At 59.6% G+C, this 19,712-nt stretch carries 19 protein-coding genes; 12 read left to right on the forward strand and 7 right to left on the reverse strand.

From position 1 onward, the window contains the following. Positions 1 to 2 precede the first annotated feature (2 nt). The 3 genes from ACRWA7_RS07270 (at position 3) to ACRWA7_RS07280 (ending at position 2,253) form a co-directional block, all read left to right on the forward strand. A complete protein-coding gene (locus tag ACRWA7_RS07270) occupies positions 3 to 533 on the forward strand; it encodes a hypothetical protein (protein ID WP_438392081.1) in 531 nt (176 codons plus the stop codon). A gap of 411 nt (positions 534 to 944) precedes the next feature. Further along, positions 945 to 1,019: a hypothetical protein gene (locus tag ACRWA7_RS07275; RefSeq protein WP_438392832.1), complete on the forward strand. Its 75-nt coding sequence runs from the start codon at positions 945 to 947 to the stop codon at positions 1,017 to 1,019. A gap of 56 nt (positions 1,020 to 1,075) precedes the next feature. Beyond that, a protein-coding gene (locus ACRWA7_RS07280) for an IS3 family transposase (RefSeq protein ID WP_438391945.1) occupies positions 1,076 to 2,253 on the forward strand; the annotation gives its coding sequence in 2 pieces (ribosomal slippage) (positions 1,076 to 1,343 and positions 1,343 to 2,253; 1,179 coding nt in all). Positions 2,254 to 3,188: 935 nt separating this feature from the next. Here the strand turns inward: ACRWA7_RS07280 and ACRWA7_RS07285 are convergent. From ACRWA7_RS07285 to ACRWA7_RS07305, 5 genes are all read right to left on the reverse strand, one after another. Further along, the gene (locus tag ACRWA7_RS07285) at positions 3,189 to 3,653 is read right to left on the reverse strand and encodes a hypothetical protein (RefSeq protein WP_438392082.1); all 465 of its coding nucleotides are present in this window, start codon (positions 3,651 to 3,653) and stop codon (positions 3,189 to 3,191) included. Further along, entirely contained in the window at positions 3,640 to 4,221 is a 582-nt protein-coding gene (locus ACRWA7_RS07290) for a nucleotidyltransferase domain-containing protein (protein WP_438392083.1), read from the reverse strand. The genes ACRWA7_RS07285 and ACRWA7_RS07290 overlap by 14 nt, the downstream gene beginning before the upstream one ends. 401 nt (positions 4,222 to 4,622) lie before the next feature. Beyond that, the gene (locus tag ACRWA7_RS07295; protein ID WP_438392084.1) at positions 4,623 to 4,835 is read right to left on the reverse strand and encodes a hypothetical protein; all 213 of its coding nucleotides are present in this window, start codon (positions 4,833 to 4,835) and stop codon (positions 4,623 to 4,625) included. Further along, positions 4,832 to 7,144: a ParB/RepB/Spo0J family partition protein gene (locus ACRWA7_RS07300; protein WP_438392085.1), complete on the reverse strand. Its 2,313-nt coding sequence runs from the start codon at positions 7,142 to 7,144 to the stop codon at positions 4,832 to 4,834. Before ACRWA7_RS07300 ends, ACRWA7_RS07295 begins: the two co-directional genes overlap by 4 nt. 131 nt (positions 7,145 to 7,275) lie before the next feature. After that, positions 7,276 to 8,109, reverse strand: coding sequence for a DUF932 domain-containing protein (locus ACRWA7_RS07305; protein ID WP_438392086.1), 834 nt, complete (start codon positions 8,107 to 8,109; stop codon positions 7,276 to 7,278). Positions 8,110 to 8,874: 765 nt separating this feature from the next. Here ACRWA7_RS07305 and ACRWA7_RS07310 point away from each other — a divergent pair. The 4 genes from ACRWA7_RS07310 to ACRWA7_RS07325 all read left to right on the forward strand — a co-directional run bounded on the left by ACRWA7_RS07310 (position 8,875) and on the right by ACRWA7_RS07325 (position 11,141). After that, positions 8,875 to 9,000 carry a hypothetical protein gene (locus tag ACRWA7_RS07310; protein ID WP_438392087.1) on the forward strand — a complete coding sequence of 42 codons (126 nt, stop codon included), beginning with the start codon at positions 8,875 to 8,877 and terminating at the stop codon, positions 8,998 to 9,000. A gap of 191 nt (positions 9,001 to 9,191) precedes the next feature. Further along, positions 9,192 to 9,602, forward strand: a complete 411-nt coding sequence (locus ACRWA7_RS07315) for a hypothetical protein (protein ID WP_438392088.1) — start codon at positions 9,192 to 9,194, stop codon at positions 9,600 to 9,602. Positions 9,603 to 10,232: 630 nt separating this feature from the next. Further along, the gene (locus tag ACRWA7_RS07320) at positions 10,233 to 10,514 is read left to right on the forward strand and encodes a hypothetical protein (RefSeq protein WP_438392089.1); all 282 of its coding nucleotides are present in this window, start codon (positions 10,233 to 10,235) and stop codon (positions 10,512 to 10,514) included. A gap of 180 nt (positions 10,515 to 10,694) precedes the next feature. After that, the gene (locus ACRWA7_RS07325; protein WP_438392090.1) at positions 10,695 to 11,141 is read left to right on the forward strand and encodes a hypothetical protein; all 447 of its coding nucleotides are present in this window, start codon (positions 10,695 to 10,697) and stop codon (positions 11,139 to 11,141) included. Between the two features lie 765 nt (positions 11,142 to 11,906). On the opposite strand, the gene ACRWA7_RS07330 is transcribed toward ACRWA7_RS07325, so the two are convergent. Together ACRWA7_RS07330 and ACRWA7_RS07335 are read right to left on the reverse strand one after the other, a co-directional pair. Further along, entirely contained in the window at positions 11,907 to 12,530 is a 624-nt protein-coding gene (locus tag ACRWA7_RS07330; protein ID WP_438392091.1) for an RES family NAD+ phosphorylase, read from the reverse strand. Then, the gene (locus ACRWA7_RS07335) at positions 12,527 to 13,495 is read right to left on the reverse strand and encodes a hypothetical protein (RefSeq protein WP_438392092.1); all 969 of its coding nucleotides are present in this window, start codon (positions 13,493 to 13,495) and stop codon (positions 12,527 to 12,529) included. Before ACRWA7_RS07335 ends, ACRWA7_RS07330 begins: the two co-directional genes overlap by 4 nt. A 548-nt stretch (positions 13,496 to 14,043) precedes the next feature. Between ACRWA7_RS07335 and ACRWA7_RS07340 the strand changes: the two genes are divergently transcribed. The 5 genes from ACRWA7_RS07340 (at position 14,044) to ACRWA7_RS07360 (ending at position 19,539) form a co-directional block, all read left to right on the forward strand. Then, positions 14,044 to 14,700 (forward strand): dUTP diphosphatase, encoded by a 657-nt coding sequence (locus ACRWA7_RS07340; RefSeq protein WP_438392093.1) that lies wholly within the window; start codon positions 14,044 to 14,046, stop codon positions 14,698 to 14,700. Between the two features lie 91 nt (positions 14,701 to 14,791). Further along, positions 14,792 to 15,616, forward strand: a complete 825-nt coding sequence (locus ACRWA7_RS07345) for a phosphoribosyltransferase-like protein (protein ID WP_438392094.1) — start codon at positions 14,792 to 14,794, stop codon at positions 15,614 to 15,616. Beyond that, entirely contained in the window at positions 15,586 to 17,502 is a 1,917-nt protein-coding gene (locus ACRWA7_RS07350; RefSeq protein WP_438392095.1) for an ORC-CDC6 family AAA ATPase, read from the forward strand. Before ACRWA7_RS07345 ends, ACRWA7_RS07350 begins: the two co-directional genes overlap by 31 nt. After that, positions 17,495 to 18,457, forward strand: a complete 963-nt coding sequence (locus ACRWA7_RS07355; protein ID WP_438392096.1) for a hypothetical protein — start codon at positions 17,495 to 17,497, stop codon at positions 18,455 to 18,457. Before ACRWA7_RS07350 ends, ACRWA7_RS07355 begins: the two co-directional genes overlap by 8 nt. After that, a complete protein-coding gene (locus ACRWA7_RS07360; RefSeq protein ID WP_438392097.1) occupies positions 18,457 to 19,539 on the forward strand; it encodes a methyltransferase in 1,083 nt (360 codons plus the stop codon). The genes ACRWA7_RS07355 and ACRWA7_RS07360 overlap by 1 nt, the downstream gene beginning before the upstream one ends. The last annotated feature ends 173 nt before the right edge of the window (positions 19,540 to 19,712 follow it).

The following is a 19,712-nucleotide window of genomic DNA, read 5'->3' on the forward strand; positions in this document are numbered from 1 at the left end:
CCATGGACATTCTCGACTCGCTTCGGCAAGCGCCCAGTGCCGAGCTATATCGCTTCTATCTTGCTATCGGCAAAATGCTTGATGACCCCCGACGTATTCTCGAAATACGTCAACGCCTGCACCTGGGGATGGCCGTCAACTACATCGGCGACAAACCGCTTGGACCGCCGGCGCAAGGCGACATAGTTGAACTTCGTCAGACACAGGCCGTGGTTCAAGACAGCGTAACTCGACGCCGTTGGGGCGTGCTCTACGCAGCGATCCTCCCAGAAACTTTGAGTGCTCAGTCTCACGTCGAACCGACACCGTCGCCGAGAACGCAGCGTGAAGAATTCTTCATCGGTGACACAGTTAGCTTCACTGACAAGCACCTAAGCGAGCGCGTCGGAGTCGTCGTGAGGCTGAATGCCAAGACCGCGTCGGTCGCCGTTAATGACACTGATGGCCACCGGCTCGTTTCGTACTCCACCGGCTCGTTTCGTACTCTCTACTGCGAAAGATCGTCGACATTTAGCCGCGCAAAATCGCCCTAACGGGTTCGGCTGACGGATACTGTGAAAAGCGTGTCCAGCTTGCCGCGAAGATCCTTGTCCAGCTTGGTGTGAAATACGCAGTCTCCTCAGGGATTTTTGAACTGGCCTCTTAATCCGCGTACTTTGAGGTGCGGCAGGTCCATACATGATGTCTAGTTTTCCCCTTCGATCTGGGTGGTGTCAACACGGCATCTTCACGGTAAGCCAAAACCGTGTGCGAGGCGCTCACCACGGCATGGTGCCCAAAACCGGCGGTAGCCTATCCTGCAATAGATGAAGAAAGTAGTGTGTAGTGGTCTAATTTCCTCGGACAGGTCGATAGGCGGACAATGCTGAATCGATGAGGGAAAAGAGTAAATGACAAAAAGGCGCCGACAATTTGACGCCAGCTTCAAGCTGGAAGTGGTACGTATGGTAAGGGACCAAGGGTTATCGGTGGGCGAGGTTTGCCGGTCGATGGACCTTGTTGAGACTGTAGTGGTCTAATTTCCTCGGACAGGTCGATAGGCGGACAATGCTGAATCGATGAGGGAAAAGAGTAAATGACAAAAAGGCGCCGACAATTTGACGCCAGCTTCAAGCTGGAAGTGGTACGTATGGTAAGGGACCAAGGGTTATCGGTGGGCGAGGTTTGCCGGTCGATGGACCTTGTTGAGACAGCCGTGCGTCGCTGGGTGGCCCAGTACGACGCGGAGCGTGCCGGCGGCCCCGGAGAGGGTAAGCCGCTGACGGCCGAACAACAACGCATCCGGCAACTCGAAATGGAGAACCGGCAATTGCGCGAGGACGTGTCCATACTAAAAAAAGCGTCGGCCTTCTTTGCACGGGAACTGAAGTGAGCTATCGAGTGGTCGCTCACTTGCAAGAGAAGGCCGTCTCGGTCAGTCACGCGTGCCGGCTATTGGAGGTGAGTCGCTCGGGCTATTACACACACCGGCAGGCGCGGCCCAGCCCCGAGCGTGTGCAAGAGCAAACACACGTCAGGGCGGCCTTCGCCGCCAGCGGCAGGAACTACGGTAGCAGACGTGTCATGCATACGCTGCGAGCCAAGGGACTGCGCATTGGGCGTCATCGCGTGCGTACGCTCATGCGCGAAATGGACTTGCGTACGAACTGGAAACGTAAATTCGTTTCGACCACCGACAGTCGTCACACGCTGCCAGTGGCCGAGAATGTGCTGGACCGGCAATTTGAGGTGGCACAGCCCAACCTGGCGTGGGTGTCCGACATAACGTACATCCGCACCGCCCAAGGTTGGCTTTACCTGGCGGTGGTGCTGGACCTGTATTCACGCAAGGTGGTGGGCTGGGCGATGGCGCCGACCATGCCGGCTGGATTGGTCGTCTCGGCACTGGATCAAGCCTTGCAGCAACGTCGCCCAGCGCCAGGATTGATACTCCATTCGGACCGTGGCAGCCAGTACGCAAGCGACGAGTACCAGGCCTTGCTCAAGCAGCATCGCGTGGTTTGCAGCATGAGTCGAAAAGGCAATTGTTGGGACAATTCTGTGATGGAGAGATTCTTTCTGAACCTGAAGATGGAACGCGTGTGGCAGAGCCAGTACGCCAACCACGATGAGGCACGGCGCGACATCAACCACTACATCGTCGCTTTCTACAATCCGGTGCGCTTGCACTCGACTTTGGGCTATCTGTCGCCCAGCGCCTACGAGGCCAAAATGACAGTAAAAGTACCTAACAACCTGTCCGAAATAACTTGACCACCACAGTTGGTGCAGGTAGGTAGCGAGGGCGGTGGGCGTAGTGGCTGCCGGGGCAAGGGCTTTGAAGACTGGATTGGCGAGCCGCAGGGCGCCTAGTTGAGCAGATCGATAGAGGTTGTCTCAACACAAACTCCGGGATCGTGGGAAATGGGTGCCCAGGCGACCCGAGTTCTGGTTGTGCGCTAACGATCGGTGTTGTATCGACACAAGATAGGCTGCGACGAGAAAAACCGCAGCGGTGAGGCGAGGGATGTCGCGGGAGACCTTGTGTGAAAACAAGCCTTACAGCAACGGATGAGGATGCGGTGGCGCTGGCGATGCCATTGATTCAACACAAGGCGTGCGGCGATGATTCTTCGGGCGGCGTCTTGTGCGAAAAAAGGCTCGCGTGACGGGGTGAGGGCGCGACGGCAGGGTTATCGCGTTGTATCGACACAAGGCGCGCCGCGAAGGAACAAACCGTAGCGGCGAGGCGAGGGCCGTCGCGGGTCACGTTGTGTGAAAACAAGACGCGCGTCAACGGTTGAGGATGTGATGAAACTGTTGTTCGCGTTGTATCGACACAAGGGTGCTGCGATGAGGAGGCGTTGGGGGTGGCTTGTGTGAAAACAAGGCGCGCGCAAACGGGTGCGGGTGCGACGGCATGGGTGATCGCGTTGTATCGACACAAGGTCTGCTGCGATGGGGGTCGTCGAGGGTTGCTTGTGTGAAAACAAGCCTTGCGGCAATGAATGAGAGTGCGGTGGCACCGGCGATGCCATTGATTCAACACAAGGCCGTGGTGCGACGGGACAAGCGTTACGGCGAGGTGAGGCTGGCAGGGGATGGCTTGTGTGGAAACAAGGACCAGAGGACTAGCCGATGAGGTCGCGGGGCGGAGGGATGCCTCACCTTATCCTCGCAGCAGGGTCGGGGTACCGGTGACGGACTGCTCAGGTTCTCGCGACCAGATCGGGATGATGCTCTTTCGGCCATTCGGACACCGTGGACAGAATGCTGTTCGACAGTTGCAACGCGTCGTTCAGCGTCTGCGCATCCACGGACTCAAAACCGTCGTATTTGCTGTTGCGAAGGTCGAGCAGCGTTTCGAGTTCGTCATGCACGCCGCTGCTCAAACCAAGCGTACCGGCGAGTCCTTCCAGTGCGATGCGGTGATGACCGGGTCTGGAAGCGATGCGAAATCCCTGTGCAGCAAAGACCGCCAGCGCGCAGAAGAGAATTGCATCATAGGCAGCGTCGAGCCGTGTCGGGCCTGACACGCCTGTATGCTGCGCATCCCGGTATTTCTGTACTGCGGCGCGCAGTTGTGACTGGATGGTCTGCCGGTTTCTGGTGCGCTCCTGGCGGACCAGATCGGGTTCGTCCTGGGACAGCGAGAGCGGGTTACGCACTGGCATAGGTGAACTCCCCCTTTAACGGGATAAAGGGGCTCGACACGACATTGCTGGCAAAACCTTCGCCGTCAGCGAGCTTCTCCTCGAAATCCCGGCGTGAAGCGACGGTTGCATGAATCTGGCGATGGTGTTTGCGTCCGACCGGTTTCAGGCGGGCATTGACCTTCAGGCTGCTCAGGTGGTCACCCAGGACCAGCACGTCAATATCGGAGCGGGCCGATTCATCGCCTCGGGCAACCGACCCGAACACGACAGCCGCCTCGGCCTGCTCGGGCAGGGCGTCTGCAATGTCGGCCAGTACTTCGTCGCTGCGGCGGGCCATGTCAGTCAGTCCCGCCAGCAAGGGGTCGTCGCCTGCCTGGTAGGTGATGTGCTGCCCCTGCGCGACCCGCTTTGCCAGCCCGAGCTCGGTCCATCTGCGCAGCCACCTGGAAACGTTGCCGCGATCAGCGCCCGCCATGCGGGCCAGTTCAACCGTTGTGTAACTGCGCGTTGGGTCCTGATACAGGGCGCGAAGCAGGGCAAAGCGTTGTGCCCCGCCGAACAGTTCACTGAGCATTGCGTTTTTCATAGTCATCTCGATGTGCGATATACATCATTGATGTCTAATGTACAGCGAGGGAGTGTTCATGTCAAGATGTTCAATGTACATCACTCATGTGCATTACACATCTTCCTGCCGTATGTTCGAGTTCAGCGAGCGCCCGGACTGGCGCGACGTGGTGCCGGTCGAGGAAGGTGAAGGCCAGAGGGCGCGTTAGGCCCGTTAGCCACGTGTCGCGTCATTCAGCGCGCCGCACGTTTCGGGCGTTGTGTCAAAGCAAAGGCGTAACCGGTACAGGGGTTTTGTCAACACAACGGGCGTGCGGGGATGATCAAGCTGGCGATGAGCAGGCCGGTCGCGTGCAGGCGTCGGTCAGGTCTGAGCGGTCCCGGCGTGCCCTGCCGGGACCGCTACTGCCGTTACTGCAGTTACTGCTTCGTCTCGATGATCCACCATACCGAGCGAGTCAGTTGCTCTCCGCTGATGGGATGGATATCGGTGATGTCGGCGACTGCCGTCCAGCCGCGAGGCGGACGATATCCGCGCACGTCACCGTCGCCATGCCAGCGCCATGCGCGGACCGTGCCAGATGCATAGGTGGCCGCCCTGCGCGGGCGGCGCTGTACGGCTCCTGCGGTCACGCTGCGCCTCGGGCTACCGGCTTGCCAGAGGCTGTGGCGGCGGTCGGGAACGGCCATGCGGGTCCTGCGCCGCTTGGCGTCGTTCCCGGTGCGTCGGCGCTGGTATCGTCGCCATCGGCACCGCGCCCCGCTGCCTCTCGGGCGGCCTGACTGCCGTCCGGTTCGCTGTCCGTGCCGTTTGCTTGCGCGCCGGTGTCGTCATCCTCGGGCGATCTGTTCCGCGTGTCGCCTTCGTCGCCATCGTCGGCCTCGTCGTCATCGGGATCGTAGTGATTGATGACGGGCGGAGCCTGAGAGGTGAGGATTTCCGGGACCCATTTCACCTTGGCGAGACGCAGTTCGGCTGCGGCTGCGGCGTCGCCTTTCTTCATCTTTTCAAGATCGGCGGCGGCCTTGGGCGAGATGGCGCTGGCGAGCACGTCTATGATGCGGGCCTTGCTGACGTGGTCGAAGTACGACGCGCGCGTCGGGGTCCAGTAGCGCGTCATGTCCAGTTCCAGTACCTGAGTCAGGGCATTGACCGTGTGCGGAGCCTCGGTGCCCGTGATGCCGTCGATCAGGGAAGCCGTGCAGAACGCCAGCAGGTCGAGCAGGGTCGTGCCGGGGTCCTGGTCGATGAGCCACGGCAGCAGGTCGGCGCGTCGTGCGGGCAGGGTGGCGGTCCACTGCTGGCGCTGTGCGTCAATGGCTGTCCATGCGACGCTGGCGGGCATGTCGTCGGCGGCTTTCAGCAGCTTGTCGTGGCTGCTGGTCGCGTTCAGTTCGAGGTAGGACGCGTCCCACCCTGAACGATAGCGCTCGGCAAAGGCAACCGGCACGAGCCGGTGCAGCAGGACAGCGAGCGCCACGGACGGGCGTTTCGTGAGTTCGGCCTGTACGGCAGCGGTGCGGTGCGCGGTGAGGCGCTGGCAGAGCGCTGCGCTGTGGACGGGTCTTTCTTTCGGGGCGGCCTTGCTGTTGCCGGTGGATGAGCCGGTCATGTCCGTGCTGGCCACACCGGTGACCACTGCACCATCACCTTCGAGTAGGGCAAGGTCTTCCAGCTTCACAAGTCCCCGGTCGATCATCAGTTCGCCATTCGGCCCGACCGTGACGAATGCCCCTGCCTGTGCGACATGCGCGGCATCCCCCCACACCTGCGCGCGCTGCGCGAATGTCCCGATTGCCCTTTCGATGGCATCCATCGCCGCTTCGAGGTTTTCGGCTTCCTCGTACGCGTTCTCGTCGCCTTCCTCAAGGGCGTCGAATTTCGCGACGATTTCGTCGTGCTGCGCCTTCAGCGCGTCAAGCTCGCGCTGCTCGTCCTCCGTGTAGGGCCGTTGGATCGGCTGGAGCCTGCCGAAGCTGTTCATTTCGCTGTGATCGCGCTCGATGCGGGTTTCGACCCAGCCGAACCCTTCCGCACGCACGGCTTCGGCGGCGGCTTCGAGTTTTTCGGCAACGAGCCGTTGCAGCAAGTCGGCGTCCGCGACATACCCTGCGTTCTGCTCATCGCTGAACAGATCGCGCCTCACGTAGCCTCCAGCCGCCTCATAGGCGTCGAGCCCGACGAACTTCACCAGACGGCTGCGGCTCGCGTCGATTTCGGCGCGGGTGATGGCCTGCCGCAGGTAGTGCGCCGCGCGTTGATAGTCATTGGGCGCGTCGAACCAGACGCGTTCCTGCGTGTCATGGTCGTCCACGAGTGCGAGGGCGGCGAGCTGGTCAATGCTGATCGCGTCCTCACGCAGCAGGGCGAGCAGCTTCGGGGAGACATGCGCGAGTTTCAGGCGGCGTTTCACGGTGAGGGGCGACACGTCGAACAGGGTCGCGATATAACCGATGCTTCGCCCTTCGTCGGCAAGGCGTTTGAAGGCGAACACGGTATCGAAAACATCAAGGTTTTCCCGCTGACTGTTCTCGATCAGGCTCGCGGCGAATGCATCGCCTTCGCTGACGATGCGCACGGGCACCGGATAGTCGGCGGGAATGCGGCCATCCTTGTACAGCAGGTCGAGGGCGGCGAGCCGCCGCTGACCGGCGCACACGCCGAGCTTGGGCTGTTTGCTGCGGGAACCCTTGATGAAATGGACCACCAGGTTTTGCAGAAGGCCTTTTGCCGCGATGTTATCCGCCAGTCCGGATATCCCGGAAAGGGGTTTGGTGCGGACATTGAGCGGTGAGAGACGAAGGCGCGAATACGGGACGTGTTCGACCGGCTGCTCCTTTCCGAAATCGGTTTCCAGTACGGCGGTGGCTTCGCTCGCGCTGGCGTCGGTATCGGTTGCGCCCGACAGTTCAGGGGTTGGTGCGATGACTTGCGATTGCATGACAGACTCCAAAAGAGAAAAGAAAGGTCCCGGGTCCGGTTTGTTGCGAAACATCATGAGTCCCGAATCCGGGTAGGAGTCCTCATGATGGGATGCGCGGTGAGGGCCGGAACGGACCGGCCCTTCCGGTCTTATGCCTTCATCGTCCGCATCGCGTCAGCGAGCATCCAGAGGGCGCGGTTCAGTTTCACGTTCTGGTCGATGCCGGTCACCGGGCGCGTGGACATGGAGCGCCCGCTGCGCGAGCGTCCATGCAGGCCGCCCTTGGTCAAGTGCTCTTGCACTTTGTTAAAAACCGTCCAGAGATCGTCGCGGCGATCCTCGAAGCGGCGCGGGGCGAGCAACTGGCTTTCGGTGATCGGGGCAGGGGCCTCCGCGTCGGTCGGGTCGTAGCGCAGCGCGAGCGCGGAGCGCGCAAAGGCGTGCTGTTCATCGCGGTTGAGCGTGAGGGCGCGCATGCCATCTTTCTGCTCGCGGATCAGGCCGAAGCCGTCGAGCACGTCGAAAGCACCGTTGATGACGTTCTGCACCACGTTACCTTTGTGATGCACACGGATATCGCGCACGGTGTCCCCGGCGACCATGCCGTTGTGGCAAACAAATCTGAAGGCACCAGCCAGTAATTGAAAACTGCTCGAGCCATCGTGCGAATTGAGGAGGATGATTTCGTTGACGTCCTCACCCGTGATTTCGGTGCCTGGGCGAAGACGCAGCATGTGTTTCGTGTGCTCGCGCTTGTCCAGGTCGCGCACGCGGGTCTGGCAGACCATAAAGGGCTGGAAACCTTCGTTGCGCAGACCGCGCAGCACGTCGATGGTCGGAATGTAGGTGTAGCGCTCGGAACGGCTTTGGTGCTTGCCATCCGCGAAGATGGACGGGGCGACGCGGTGAATCTGGTCATCCGACAGGGGGGAGTCGGAACGCAGCATCGGGGAGCCGGAACGGAAAGAAGAAGCGAGTTGCATGTCAGTCTCCAGAGAGAAAACCATCAAAAAGGGTTGATCGGTGTTGCGCTGACCGGGCTCCAAGATTCGCCCCCGCCGTAGGGGTTGGTTTCATCCTGGTCGAAGCCAGGGGTTGGCTTTGCTGCCGCCAGTCTCCTGAGTTCGCGCCCGTGCGACTCAAGGAGCCGGCGCCGGGTGGGTGTCAAGGAAAGAAGTGAGGGGTTGGTGCGGGACGGAGCGAAGCGGAGGACTCGGCCCCGAACGCCTTGACACCCACCCGGTGTCGGCTACTGTCGCGGGTTAGGGCGGGAACGGTGGAGACTGGTGGATGCGAAGCACTTCGCTGTTCGGGCAGGATGAAACGCCGCGCGGCGAGCGCGAATGTGGAGGCCGCTTGCGGCCTTCACCTGACTGGGGTTTTAAGGGTTTGAGGGTTAAGGGTTTGAGGGTTAAGGGTTTGAGGGTTAAGGGTGTGAGGGTTAAGGGTTTGAGGGTTAAGGGTGTGAGGGTTAAGGTGTTGCGCAAGGGATTGAAGCCCGCCAGGGTCGAGACGCGTACGCGGCTCGATGCGCAAGCACGAAAGCCCGGTCACGGAGCGCTAGCGGAGGGATGCGCCCCATGCCGTTGACGTCAAGCCTGACGGAGCAGGCTGTACCGGGAGCAGGCCCCGGGACGTCGCAGACCGGCGCCCCCCGAGGGGAGTGGCATTCCTGCCTGCATGATCGTGGCCTGTTGTTGCAGCAGAGATGTCCCCGATCATCGTTGAGCAATCAGGATGCCGTAATAATGAGCGCACAGCGATCTGGCAACGCGAGCTTGACGGGGATGCCGGAAGAAGCGCCGCTTGGGGCGATTCGCGTCAGAGGAGAGGCGAAGCTCACTGACATCGTGCGCGCCGCCATTTATTGCTAAAGTAGAGGCAATTTCGGCCGCGGGCCACGGTTTGCCCGGCCCGGGCCATTGGGCCCAGGCCGGCGAGCCGATGTGTCCGTTGGGCCGATGCCTCTCGCGGGAACGCCCGCTCCAGTCGCTGCTGCTTTGAATTCATGGTTCGTACTCGCCGCTCCTCCACAAAAGTCCGCAGAAAGCCCCTCACGAGGGACATGCTCTTACCCCTGCCGGTGACGAAGGTCCGGTCGATGGCGCTTGAGAATCATCTTGCTCTCGCCACTCTGCGCAGCGGCCACGGCGGCAGCCAGCAGATGCTCTGCCTGCTGAAGGTTGTCTATCTCGCATATTTTCTGCGGGAGAAGGGACGACAGGGCGGTGAGATCGAGCTATTCCGTGCGGCTGAACTCGCGCTTCAGCAGAGCATCAGCTGTGCGGAATGCGGCAAGACGTGGTCGTTATCTGAGGCCGGCCAGATTGCGCTCGAGTCGATTCTGGCCCTCCATGACCAGCAACTCGGGACGGCGCCGGCGCACGTGTATGAGGCGGCCTGGGAACGGCTTCAGCGCTTCGTGCAGAGCGACGTGAGATCGCCGATACAGGCTGCCACGACCGATTTGCCCTGAATCGGGAGTAGTCGGGTCACGGCGTCCTCAACGGTCATACTCGGCGGGGCGAATTCACGAAGGCACGCTTCCTGTTGTCCGCGTGACGAAAATGGCGAGGCCATTGTATTAACACAAGGTGTACCGCGATTAAAAGAAGGTGTACCGCGGCGGGGCAACTGCGGCGGCGCGGTGAGGGCTGTCGGGATGGCTGCCCGGAGGGGGCTTGTGTAAAAACAAGGCCCACGCCAGCGGGTCAGGTCGCGGGAGGTGGTGTGCCTTATTCTCGCGGCCCATTGGGGCGCCGGCCAGGGGCGGCTCAGCGACCCGCGAGCAGATAGGAATGGTGTTCTTCCAGCCTTTCCAGGACCGGCGATACCAATGAGGGTGGCGGGTGATCAGCGGGAAGTCGTTTTACGGGTAGCCGGAGAAACGGTATCCAGAGGTTGGGCAGGGTCAACCGTATTATGCTGCGGCGGGCATCGCGCGCGCTGTGCTGCCCGGGGGTTACGGCAGGCTCATGGTGAATGACATGCGAGCACGCCCAACGCCGCTTATACGGACGTCGTCTTCGGTGCGGGGGCATGATACGACTGGGTTATCGGAGCGGCGTGCGATAATGGGCGACTGTGACATCCGGGGGAATACGCGATGAATATGCTTGCGACGAACGTCGGGCCGCTTGCCTTTACAGAGGCGTCGATTTTCCAGGACGCTGCAAGCTGGTTCTCGGCCTACGGGTTCGGCTGGGGCTACTGCGCGTTTTCATTGCCGGTTAGCACGGTGTGCGAAGAACTCGGCGCGGCCGACGCCACGCCCGGGCAGTTGAAGCTGGCATTCGAGCTGGGCAGGAAGCGTATCTCAGGAGCGGTTGGGCACGTCGAGATCCCGCGCACGGGTGACCGGGTGACGCTCGATGACCTAGCGCCTTGATTGCGTGAATGGCCAGGACGGGAAGCGGTTCATGCTCGCCGGGCCTGCTCGAGGGCAGTCGCCCGGATGGCCGCTCGTGCCGCCGCCTGGCATCGCTACCGCCTATCGTTACCGCACCCGGCCGGGAGGCCGCGTTTCGGGTCGGCGGCACGGAGAATCAATGACTCTCGGCCGGGCTGAATGACCATGCGTGCAAGACTGGATCCGGAATGCAGCACCGCGGACGTCCTGGCGGTGACGGACACCAGCTTCGCCCGGCTGCTGCCCTGTGAGTTGGTTGTCGCCGCGTTTGACATCGATATCGTCTATGCCTCGTTCGAGGACGACTTCACGGCGCCGCGGCTTGATCACGTGCGAGGGCTGCTGACCCGTGATGATCCCTGGGTCGCGTTACCGCTGCTTGTCTGGAACGGCAACAGCCAGCGCGCCGGCCGGCTTCTGGCGGGGCGGCACCGGACAACCGTGCTTTGGGAACTGGGCAGGCGCACGCTGCCCGTGCTGACAACGCGGACGATGGCGGAAGCGCTCATCGGCACGTACGGCGTGAACGCCACCGGTCTGCTGACCGAATATCATCTTGAGCCGTGCGCAAGTGCATTGCCGCTCATTCACCTCCGGAGCAAATGATGGGCTACCAGTCTTCACGTCTGCTCACGTTCGTATAGACGAAACCGGTGAGGATTCCTGTAGTGATGGTCGTATGACTCAAAGGCTTCGCGGATGCTTCCTTTTGTCATGAAGAGCTTGTGATAGAAGAGATAGGCAAAGAAGGTCGCGTTGGGAAATTTCGGTTCCCCCGCGGGACCGATAAAATACCGGCAACCGAGCTGCTCCGTGACGTACTGCCCGAAGCGCTTACTGCCGGACCTGCATGCCGTAGTGACGATCGCAGTCGCCTTGACCTTTCCAGTAATGCCCGCCAATTTTGATCTGGTCGCGGTGCTTTTCGGCGTCCACCACCCGCGAAATCGATTGCTTTCGTCATCGACTTCGCCATGAGCTGAAACATGGACATACTGGAATTTCGAGGCCGCAATGGCACCGAGAAGTTTATCGACAGATCCGACCGGGAATAGGAAGAATCCACCTCCATGAGGTCGAAAACATGCCCGAGACAGCGTCCCTCGGAGCCGGGATCGTTTGCGTCGAGACGCTCGATGATTTTAATGCCGCGCTTCATGGCTGAGTCCTGTCGTTCAATGTTCGGTTATCTATTGCTTGCACCGCACAGCGTATCACGCCAAGGGTTGCCGTATTCGGTATCGGATGATTCCCATGGGGCAGGTGAGAGCGTGACGCAACGTGTCGGGGCAGCGTGTCCGACCGCATCACAGTGAATTGGCAGACTCGCTTGATCCGATTGCGGGTGACGGTGCGTATTGCGTCGGGTATTCAGATGGGCACGACACTGTAGCGTCGCATGATCGATTGGGCTTCTGTCGACGCCGCGGGGTCGATGCTTCTCGCGTTCGTGAATGTCAGCCCTCTGGCGGCAATAGCGCGCTCGAACAGCGCGATGCAGAACTGACCCGAGCGGAACCGGGACCGGTAACGCAGGCCGTCGACCCGCGGGTTGGCATGCGCATGCAACAACGCAGACCATTCCCGCGTCCGGAGATAGCTGTCCGCCATGATGTTCGAAGCGGAGTCGCCGAGGTCGATGAGCGGTTCGTCGGCAAAGTGGGCGAGCACCAGAGGATCCTGTGACGAAATCTCGCAGGCCCACCTAGCGGTCATTTTCGTGCGCGGGATCTGGATGGACGTCCCTGCCGGTCGAACCATGTTTTGACGAACAATGGTTTCCATCCAGCAGGTCGGCAGGTCGTACCCGAGATAGAGAACGCCAAACCGGTCCGGTACCGGCACCGGGGGAGGACAGTCATAGCGATTGTTTCCGGCGACGCTTGCGCTCAGGGGATGCTGGCCAGACCAGTAGACCCTATGAAACGTCTCTCTGGGAACTGTTTCAGTGGCAAGAGAAAAGCCGGCATGGAGCGCTGGCAAGGGATCGCTCATGCCTCCTGTCCCTCCGTGAGTTCAGACACCCATGCCTGTTTCACGGTCTCCAGCAGTGAAGCACCCGGGGACAGGCCCAGATAGGCAGCGAGTTCGTCCCGGAGGGCTTGCCTGGGCAGTGGCAGGTTCTCACGGGAGATGAGGCATTCGAAGGGCCGGAGTCCGTTGAGGCCACCGTTTGGCGTCGACAGGAAGTGATAGAGATGCCACTCATCAGCTGACCCGGCTTCGGCAAGCAATGCAGCCGTTGGGGCACCGGCCAGCCTGGGGTCCAGCGCCCATGCGGGAATGCGATGTTCTCCGTCGGCAGAAGTCTTCAGGGCGAACAGCTTCTGCTCCCTGATTCGCTTGCGCACCGCAGCTTCTTTGATGCCCAGCAGTTTGCCGGCTTCCGAGGTTGTCTTGAACTCTGCTGAGCTCCACAGCGACGCCTTGCTCCTCAACCCACTTTCCAGTAGTTCCTGCCAACCTTGCTCCACGGGTACCTGCTGAGCCCCGGCATCCGCCTTGACCGCCAGTGTCTCTGCGACCTGCCGGATGAACTGGCCTGCGGTCAGCTCGCCCGCCTGCTGCTGATGCACCTCCTTCACGGACTCGAGCGTCTTTTCAAACACCGAGCGGAACAGCGCTTCATCCAGGTGCGGTGCAGCGTCCCTGTTCACGCGAGCGGGTCTCCCACGGAGGGTTGCCTTCTGGGTCGGAAGGTCATAGACGAGGAGCACGCCGGCTGTCGGCCGGATGGCAATCCTGTTCTTCCTTTGCGCATGAGACACGGCCGCGTCGGCGGACTGGTCGGCATGGACGAGCAGTTGCTCAGCATTGTGGGGATCCAGACGCTCAACGCTCATCACGCTCAGGTTCGTTGGATCGACGACCAGCGGGAGAGCGATGCCGCGCGCGGCCTCTTCCTGTTTGGCGCGCGACTTCGCTGACCGGGATTCCTTCGATGACGGCGTAATGGCCATAGCATGCCTCCACTCGGTGCCAGACGATCTGGGATGATTATCTTAGTTATATAGGTTACGTCAGTTACGTTGGTTACGTCAAGTGGACGCGAGTGAAAGTAATACGGAGGGGCGGTCGGGCCGGCGCCGATAGCACGGGCAGTCGTCGGGTGAGACCGTGCCAGTTACGCGTCGCTTCCGAACGGATCGGGCTAACAATGCACTGAGGGCAGTGCACTAGCGGCTGACGCTAGATAGGAGCGAGACGCGGGACGTGGATCGACGCGCAGCGCGAAAGCCCTGCCTCTGCGCCTAAGCGTCGGGAGACACCGGGATGGACGGCCAAGATTGGCAGCAGGTTGCGCTAACTAGATGGCGCTATCCGAAGAATTTCGCAGGTGGGATAATCTGCGCGAACCGACCTTGGGTGCTCGAGCCGAGTTGGCGCACAGTTCCTACCGGCTGCACGTAAGCGTTCCTTGATGTCTCCGCATCGGGCGCTCGCGTCCGCGCATTGGCGGCAATCAACGGATCGTACGAATAATAGGGACGGAACAATGCAAGAAATAATGTCGCTCTCGAAAGGCAGGCTCGAGTCGATGCTGGCGCTCCAGGACGGCATCAACAGCAGGATTAACGGCGATTGGCGCAGGGCCGGAAATCCCTGGTACCGGGCGATATGGACGGAGTGCTCGGAGTTGATGGACCACATAGGGTGGAAGTGGTGGAAGTGTCAGGAGCCGGACATGGCGCAGGTTCATCTGGAATTGGTGGACATCCTGCATTTTGGATTAAGCGAACTGCTTCAGTTGCAGGGTTCTGCGCTGTCAGCGGCAACCTGCTCGATTGCGGCGTACGAGGCCTACGCCAATAGCCATCCGATCGCGACCGACGTCGCCACCCGCCTGTCGCTTGTCGAAGCCTTTGCATCCGAGACGCTGAGCAGCCGATCATTTGACCTGCGCACTTTCGGTAAGCTGGCTGTCGCCTTCGAACTCGGAGAACTCAGCCTGTTCGAAAAGTATGCTGGGAAAAATGTCCTGAATACTTTCAGACAGGATCACGGATACAGAGACGGTACGTACCAAAAGATCTGGAGTGGTCGCGAAGACAACGAATGGCTGTCGGAGATTGCGTCGGAAATCCCTAAAGACGCGTCGACCTTCTCTGAGGAACTTTACCGCCGGCTCGCCGGTAAGTACCTGGAGGTGTCGGTTGGCAGATAACGGACTACCGCGAAGTCTGACAGAAAACTGGAGGTTTTTTGTCAACGCGCAGCTTTGGCCCCGAAGTACTCGCTTTGATCCACAGGGTTGGTTGCAAAACTTCACCGCCGAGGAGGTGCCATTCGCTGTCCGGTTGCTTGAGGGCTTTACTTTTTTTTCCGCAGAGCTGGTGGAAGCCATGTTTCTGGGGGCGTTTCAGAATCTTTCGCAGTTGGCCGTGCAGAACAAGGAGAATTACTTCTCGGCGAGCGCTCAATGGTCCAGGTTCATTGATTCTTTGGTTGTTGTGAGGGTTGAAGGGCGTCGAAGCAGCGATGCGGACAGTGGTTACATCTTCACCCGTCACGCGCGGGACCTTCTCGGCATCGGCGAAAGTCAGATACTGTCGCCGGCGCAGGCGTTGGAGCGGTTGCGGCAGTCCCCGAAGGGAAACGTCGTTTTCGTAGACGACTTCGTTGGATCAGGCGAGCAGTTCGAGGACACCTGGGTCAAGGTACATGAGCTTTCGGGCTACAGCCACGCATCGTTCAAGTCGACGGTTGCAGCAATCGGATCTAACACGGTCGGCTTTTATTATTGTCCGCTGATCGCCACGGAGAAAGGGCGCAACCACATCCGGGACGTATGTCCCCTAGTGCGGATTTTTCCGGCACACGTGCTCCCGGAGAGCTACAGTGCGCTATCACCACAGTCGGTCATCTGGCGCGAGGATATGAGGGAAAGTGGGCCGCAATTCATTCAGAGGGTCAGCGACCGGGCCGGCATTCCCGACCTGGATGGTAGGGAAGGATGCTGGCGCGGATACGGGAAGCTTGGCCTCGCGCTGGCCTTCTCTCACGGATGGCCGGATGCGATCCTGCCGATCTTTACCCTGGACGATGGCAAATGGAAGCCGCTTTTAAAGGCGGCGACATGATGAACGACACAGATCAAGACCACGTCAACAACCTGAGCAATCTGCTTGGCCTGTACAAGGCGGAATGGCTGAGCGGCAAGCTCTTTGAGCTGTTCACGGAACCTGGATACTTTTCCGAACTGAAGACGTCCCGGCCATGCGTCCTAATTGGCGGGCGCGGCACGGGAAAGACGACCGTTCTGCAAGGGCTCTCGTATCAGGCACAGTTCGCGTTCGCACACGGGAACAAGGACGTGATCGACCAGTGGAAGTTCTTCGGACTGTATCACCGCGTGAATACAAACCGAGTGACGGCGTTTCGAGGACCAGAGCTTTCGGAAGATCGCTGGCGCGCCTACTTTGCGCATTACGTCAATCTCCTCTTCAGCAGTCAACTGATGGAGTTCGCGAGTTGGTACGAACTTCAGACTGGACGTACATTAGCGGTTTCAAGTGCGGCTCTCGACGGATTCCGCGTTACATTGGGCTTGAAAAGCGAGGGCAGCCTGGCTGATCTTGCTCATGAATTAAGGTTGTTAACCCTGCGATTCGAAGCGTCGATCAACAGTATTGTCGATGCGCCGACACAGTCTTTATCCATGCAGGGTGCCCCAGTAGATGCCCTTTCGCAGGCGCTTTTATCTGCGCCCGAGCTGCAGGGCCGCCAGTTCTTCTTTCTGATTGACGAGTTCGAGAATTTCGAAGATTACCAGCAGCGCGTATTGAATACCATAATCAAGCACGCCCCGACGGCCTACACATTCAAGATTGGCGTACGCGAGCTGGGGTGGCGGGAGCGCGCAACGCTGAACGCTAACGAGCAGCTGACCTCACCTGCTGACTATGCGCGAATCTCCATCGCCGAGCGACTTGATGACGCGCGATTCAAGGTTTTTGCTGAGCAGGTTTTAACGGCTCGCTTCGGGAGTGCAGGGGGCGGTTCGACACCCACGGATCTATCTGTCGGTGAGCTGTTGCCAAGACTGAGCGAGTCAGACGAGGCTGAACTGCTGATCGAGAGAGGGGAGGCGGCGAAAATCAAAGCAAAGATTGAGGCAGCCGCTTCCCCCGACACTCGCGAAGCCGCAGCAAGCCTGCCGCTTACCGTTCAATATTTCCTCTGCTACTGGGCAGAGTCGCACGCTGACACCAATCTGCCAGATGATCTCCGGCTCTGGTTGGAAGGAAGTGCCGCCGTTAAAGCCCGGTTCGATAACCACTTCTATGCCTCTTTGTTCGCCATACGACGGGGAAAGAGAGGTATCCGCAAATACTATTGCGGATGGGATGTTTTCCTTTCGTTATGCGAAGGAAATATCCGCTATCTGCTAGAACTCGTGCACTCTGCGTTGCTAATGCATGTCGAAGCGGGGCGAGACGCTTCCGTACCTATCGACCCTGAAACGCAAACACTGGCTGCACAGGCAGTGGGGCGCAAAAACCTCTCGGAGCTTGAGGGGCTCAGCGTTGATGGCGCGCGATTGACCCGGCTGCTCCTTAGCCTGGGGCGAGTATTCGGAGTGCTCGCGGCTTCGCCAGCGGGGCACACCCCGGAGGCGAACCAATTTCATCTACGTGAAGATGTTAGTCATGATGACACTGACCAGAGAGCCAACGAAGTACTGAAAAACGCGGTTATGCATCTGGCGCTAGTGCGATACGCAGGTAGCAAACTGCTCGACGAGCGTGACACGCGAGCGTACGACTACATGATCCATCCGATCTTCGCTCCGTTTTTTGTGTTCAGTCATCGCAAGAAGCGAAAAATCCAGCTTTCGAGTGTCCAGTTGCTCGATCTGGTTGAGCGCCCGAGAGCAGGAATTGATGCGATCCTGAAGAGCAACAACAGAGCTAACGAGGAGTCGCTCCCCGACCAACTTGAGCTGTTTGGCGAATTCTATGCGTGACATCAGACGCGAACCGATCCTGACCGACACATATGAGACGGTTGCGCAGTTTCGCCCGGCCGAAGGGAGTGCCTACATTTATCGAGTGAGTGGCGAGGATCGGAGCAGCCACACGAGCCAGTGGCGCTCGCAATGTGAAAATGTTCAGTTTATCGAAATAGAATCTGAAACGCCCGCCGGCTTTCGGGTCAAGGGAGACAATACAGAATATTTTCTCCGTGGCGCCGCATCACTCTCATCTCTGATGCAGCCGTTGGGTGCAGGCAGGATTGTTTATATCGATATCACCGGCCTTAGTCATCCAACGTGGGCGGCAATCATCAGAAGCGCAGTCGCGTCGCGAGTAGGGCTCAGGGTCGTCTATGTGGAGCCGAACCGTTACACGCGGAGCGGGGCGCCGCTTGAGGGTCAGATTTACGACTTGAGTTCAAGAATAGCTGGTATTGCGCCGATGCCAGGGTTTGCAACCATTACGGATACGGACGATTCATTGTTCGTTCCACTTTTGGGGTTCGAGGGTGCGCGCTTCCGGCACGTGACTGAACATGTACAACCGACGCAAGGCGGCGTTGTACCAATCATCGGGTTGCCAGGTTTCAAGCCGTGGTACGTCTTCGAGACATATATTGGCAATCGGACTGCCCTGACTGAGACAGACGCATGGCAAAGGGTATTGTATGCACCCGCTAATTGCCCATTCAGTTGCTTTTATCTGCTCCAGCGCCTAGCCGAAATGCATCCCATGGCACTGTTAAAGGTAGCGATGATTGGCACGAAGCCACACGCCCTCGGGGCGGTCATGTTTGCGCTGACTTCTTCTGACCGGATCGAACTCATATACGACAACCCAATCAGGAAGGACGGCCGGACCGATGGATCCGACCGTCTGTTGGTCTACCACGTTGGTGCTATTACTTCCGGCTCAGCGACAGCAAATTCGACTACAACGAACTGATGACAGACAGGTTCTATACGTCTCCCGAGCTGGCGGACACGCTGCTATCGTTCGCTCCGCGCAATCAACCAAAGCTGATAGCAGATTTCGCATGTGGCGAAGGCAGTCTTTTGCTGGCCGCCGAACGCCGCAATCCGGACGCCAGGATGTTGGCGAACGACATATCACGCGGCACGATTTCGAAGGCGAGAAGACAGCGGCCAGAGTGGCAATATTCGTGCACGGACTTTCTTAATCCGATGTCAGTTCGACCATCGGGATTGCGGCACCACCATGGAAAAGTTGACCTTGTAGTAATCAATCCACCCTTTTCGCGAAGAGATCGCAAAACATATTCAGTTGAATTGTCGGGTACGCAATTCAGTGCGACGATAGCCACTGCCTTTCTCGTGAATTGCATCCCCTACCTCTCCGCGGTGGGGGCACTGCTCGCTGTCTTGCCAGACGGATGCCTCGTAAGTACACAAGACAGTGCGGTCTGGGAAGAGTTGCGTCGCTCGTTCAGGATCGAGATCATCAGGGATAATTCCCGCTCGGCATTTGCGCAGGTCCGCGCTCGGACGTGTCTGGTCCGCTTGACGAGAGCCGTTGATCAACTTCCCCAAGAGGCAAACGACGCAGTATCCGGTGCTGTTTCAGTCGTTCGCGGATCTTGCCAGATGCACTCGAGACAGCGATCGCGTGCGCTCGCCGCAGCCGCGCTGGTTCATACGACGCACCTCAAAGGGGGCACGGTGCTGGATTCGGCCGAGAGAGTGAAAGGAAAAGCGATAGAAGGACCAGCCCTACTTTTCCCGCGAGTGGGGCTGGTCACTCCTGACAAGGTTTGCATCCTTGAAGATGGTCGGCGTATTGTGCTCTCCGATTGTGTGCTGGCGGTCCGATGTAAATCGGCATTGGAAGCCAGTACCATGCGGACGCGGATTTTGGACGCCTGGCCCTCGTTCGCGGCAAGCTTCCGGGGGACCGGTGCGCCGTATATCACCGTGGAGAGAGCGTCCAATATCCTGTCGAGCATTCTGACAGAGTCAGCGGTGCAAAACCGGTGTGCCATGGCGACGGTTGAAGCGGGAGCGGATTGATGTCGATCCGCTCGCAAGGCGGTTCCCCAGCGTTGTTTTTCTCTGGCCGGACTCCGCGACCTTTTCGTTTTCCGATCGATCGCGTTGTCACGCCTGGAGATGTCTCCAATAGCCGGAGGGAAGACCTGGCGGCAACGCGGGTAGGACGTGCCTGGGCAGCAATCGGTCCATAC

Origin of the sequence: Caballeronia sp. DA-9, assembly GCF_051615025.1 — a bacterium.
Taxonomy (GTDB): domain Bacteria; phylum Pseudomonadota; class Gammaproteobacteria; order Burkholderiales; family Burkholderiaceae; genus Caballeronia; species Caballeronia sordidicola.

Excerpts from the sequence above, each read along its gene's own strand:
- ACRWA7_RS07330 (WP_438392091.1), bottom strand. The coding sequence starts at position 12,530 with ATGAGCGATCCCTTGCCAGCGCTCCATGCCGGCTTTTCTCTTGCCACT.
- ACRWA7_RS07360 (WP_438392097.1), top strand. The coding sequence starts at position 18,457 with ATGACAGACAGGTTCTATACGTCTCCCGAGCTGGCGGACACGCTGCTA.
- ACRWA7_RS07290 (WP_438392083.1), bottom strand. The coding sequence starts at position 4,221 with ATGAAAAACGCAATGCTCAGTGAACTGTTCGGCGGGGCACAACGCTTT.
- ACRWA7_RS07285 (WP_438392082.1), bottom strand. The coding sequence starts at position 3,653 with ATGCCAGTGCGTAACCCGCTCTCGCTGTCCCAGGACGAACCCGATCTG.
- ACRWA7_RS07325 (WP_438392090.1), top strand. The coding sequence starts at position 10,695 with ATGACCATGCGTGCAAGACTGGATCCGGAATGCAGCACCGCGGACGTC.
- ACRWA7_RS07320 (WP_438392089.1), top strand. The coding sequence starts at position 10,233 with ATGAATATGCTTGCGACGAACGTCGGGCCGCTTGCCTTTACAGAGGCG.
- ACRWA7_RS07355 (WP_438392096.1), top strand. The coding sequence starts at position 17,495 with ATGCGTGACATCAGACGCGAACCGATCCTGACCGACACATATGAGACG.
- ACRWA7_RS07350 (WP_438392095.1), top strand. The coding sequence starts at position 15,586 with ATGGAAGCCGCTTTTAAAGGCGGCGACATGATGAACGACACAGATCAA.
- ACRWA7_RS07315 (WP_438392088.1), top strand. The coding sequence starts at position 9,192 with ATGCTCTTACCCCTGCCGGTGACGAAGGTCCGGTCGATGGCGCTTGAG.
- ACRWA7_RS07300 (WP_438392085.1), bottom strand. The coding sequence starts at position 7,144 with ATGCAATCGCAAGTCATCGCACCAACCCCTGAACTGTCGGGCGCAACC.
- ACRWA7_RS07270 (WP_438392081.1), top strand. The coding sequence starts at position 3 with ATGGACATTCTCGACTCGCTTCGGCAAGCGCCCAGTGCCGAGCTATAT.
- ACRWA7_RS07335 (WP_438392092.1), bottom strand. The coding sequence starts at position 13,495 with ATGGCCATTACGCCGTCATCGAAGGAATCCCGGTCAGCGAAGTCGCGC.
- ACRWA7_RS07340 (WP_438392093.1), top strand. The coding sequence starts at position 14,044 with ATGTCGCTCTCGAAAGGCAGGCTCGAGTCGATGCTGGCGCTCCAGGAC.
- ACRWA7_RS07305 (WP_438392086.1), bottom strand. The coding sequence starts at position 8,109 with ATGCAACTCGCTTCTTCTTTCCGTTCCGGCTCCCCGATGCTGCGTTCC.
- ACRWA7_RS07310 (WP_438392087.1), top strand. The coding sequence starts at position 8,875 with ATGAGCGCACAGCGATCTGGCAACGCGAGCTTGACGGGGATGCCGGAA.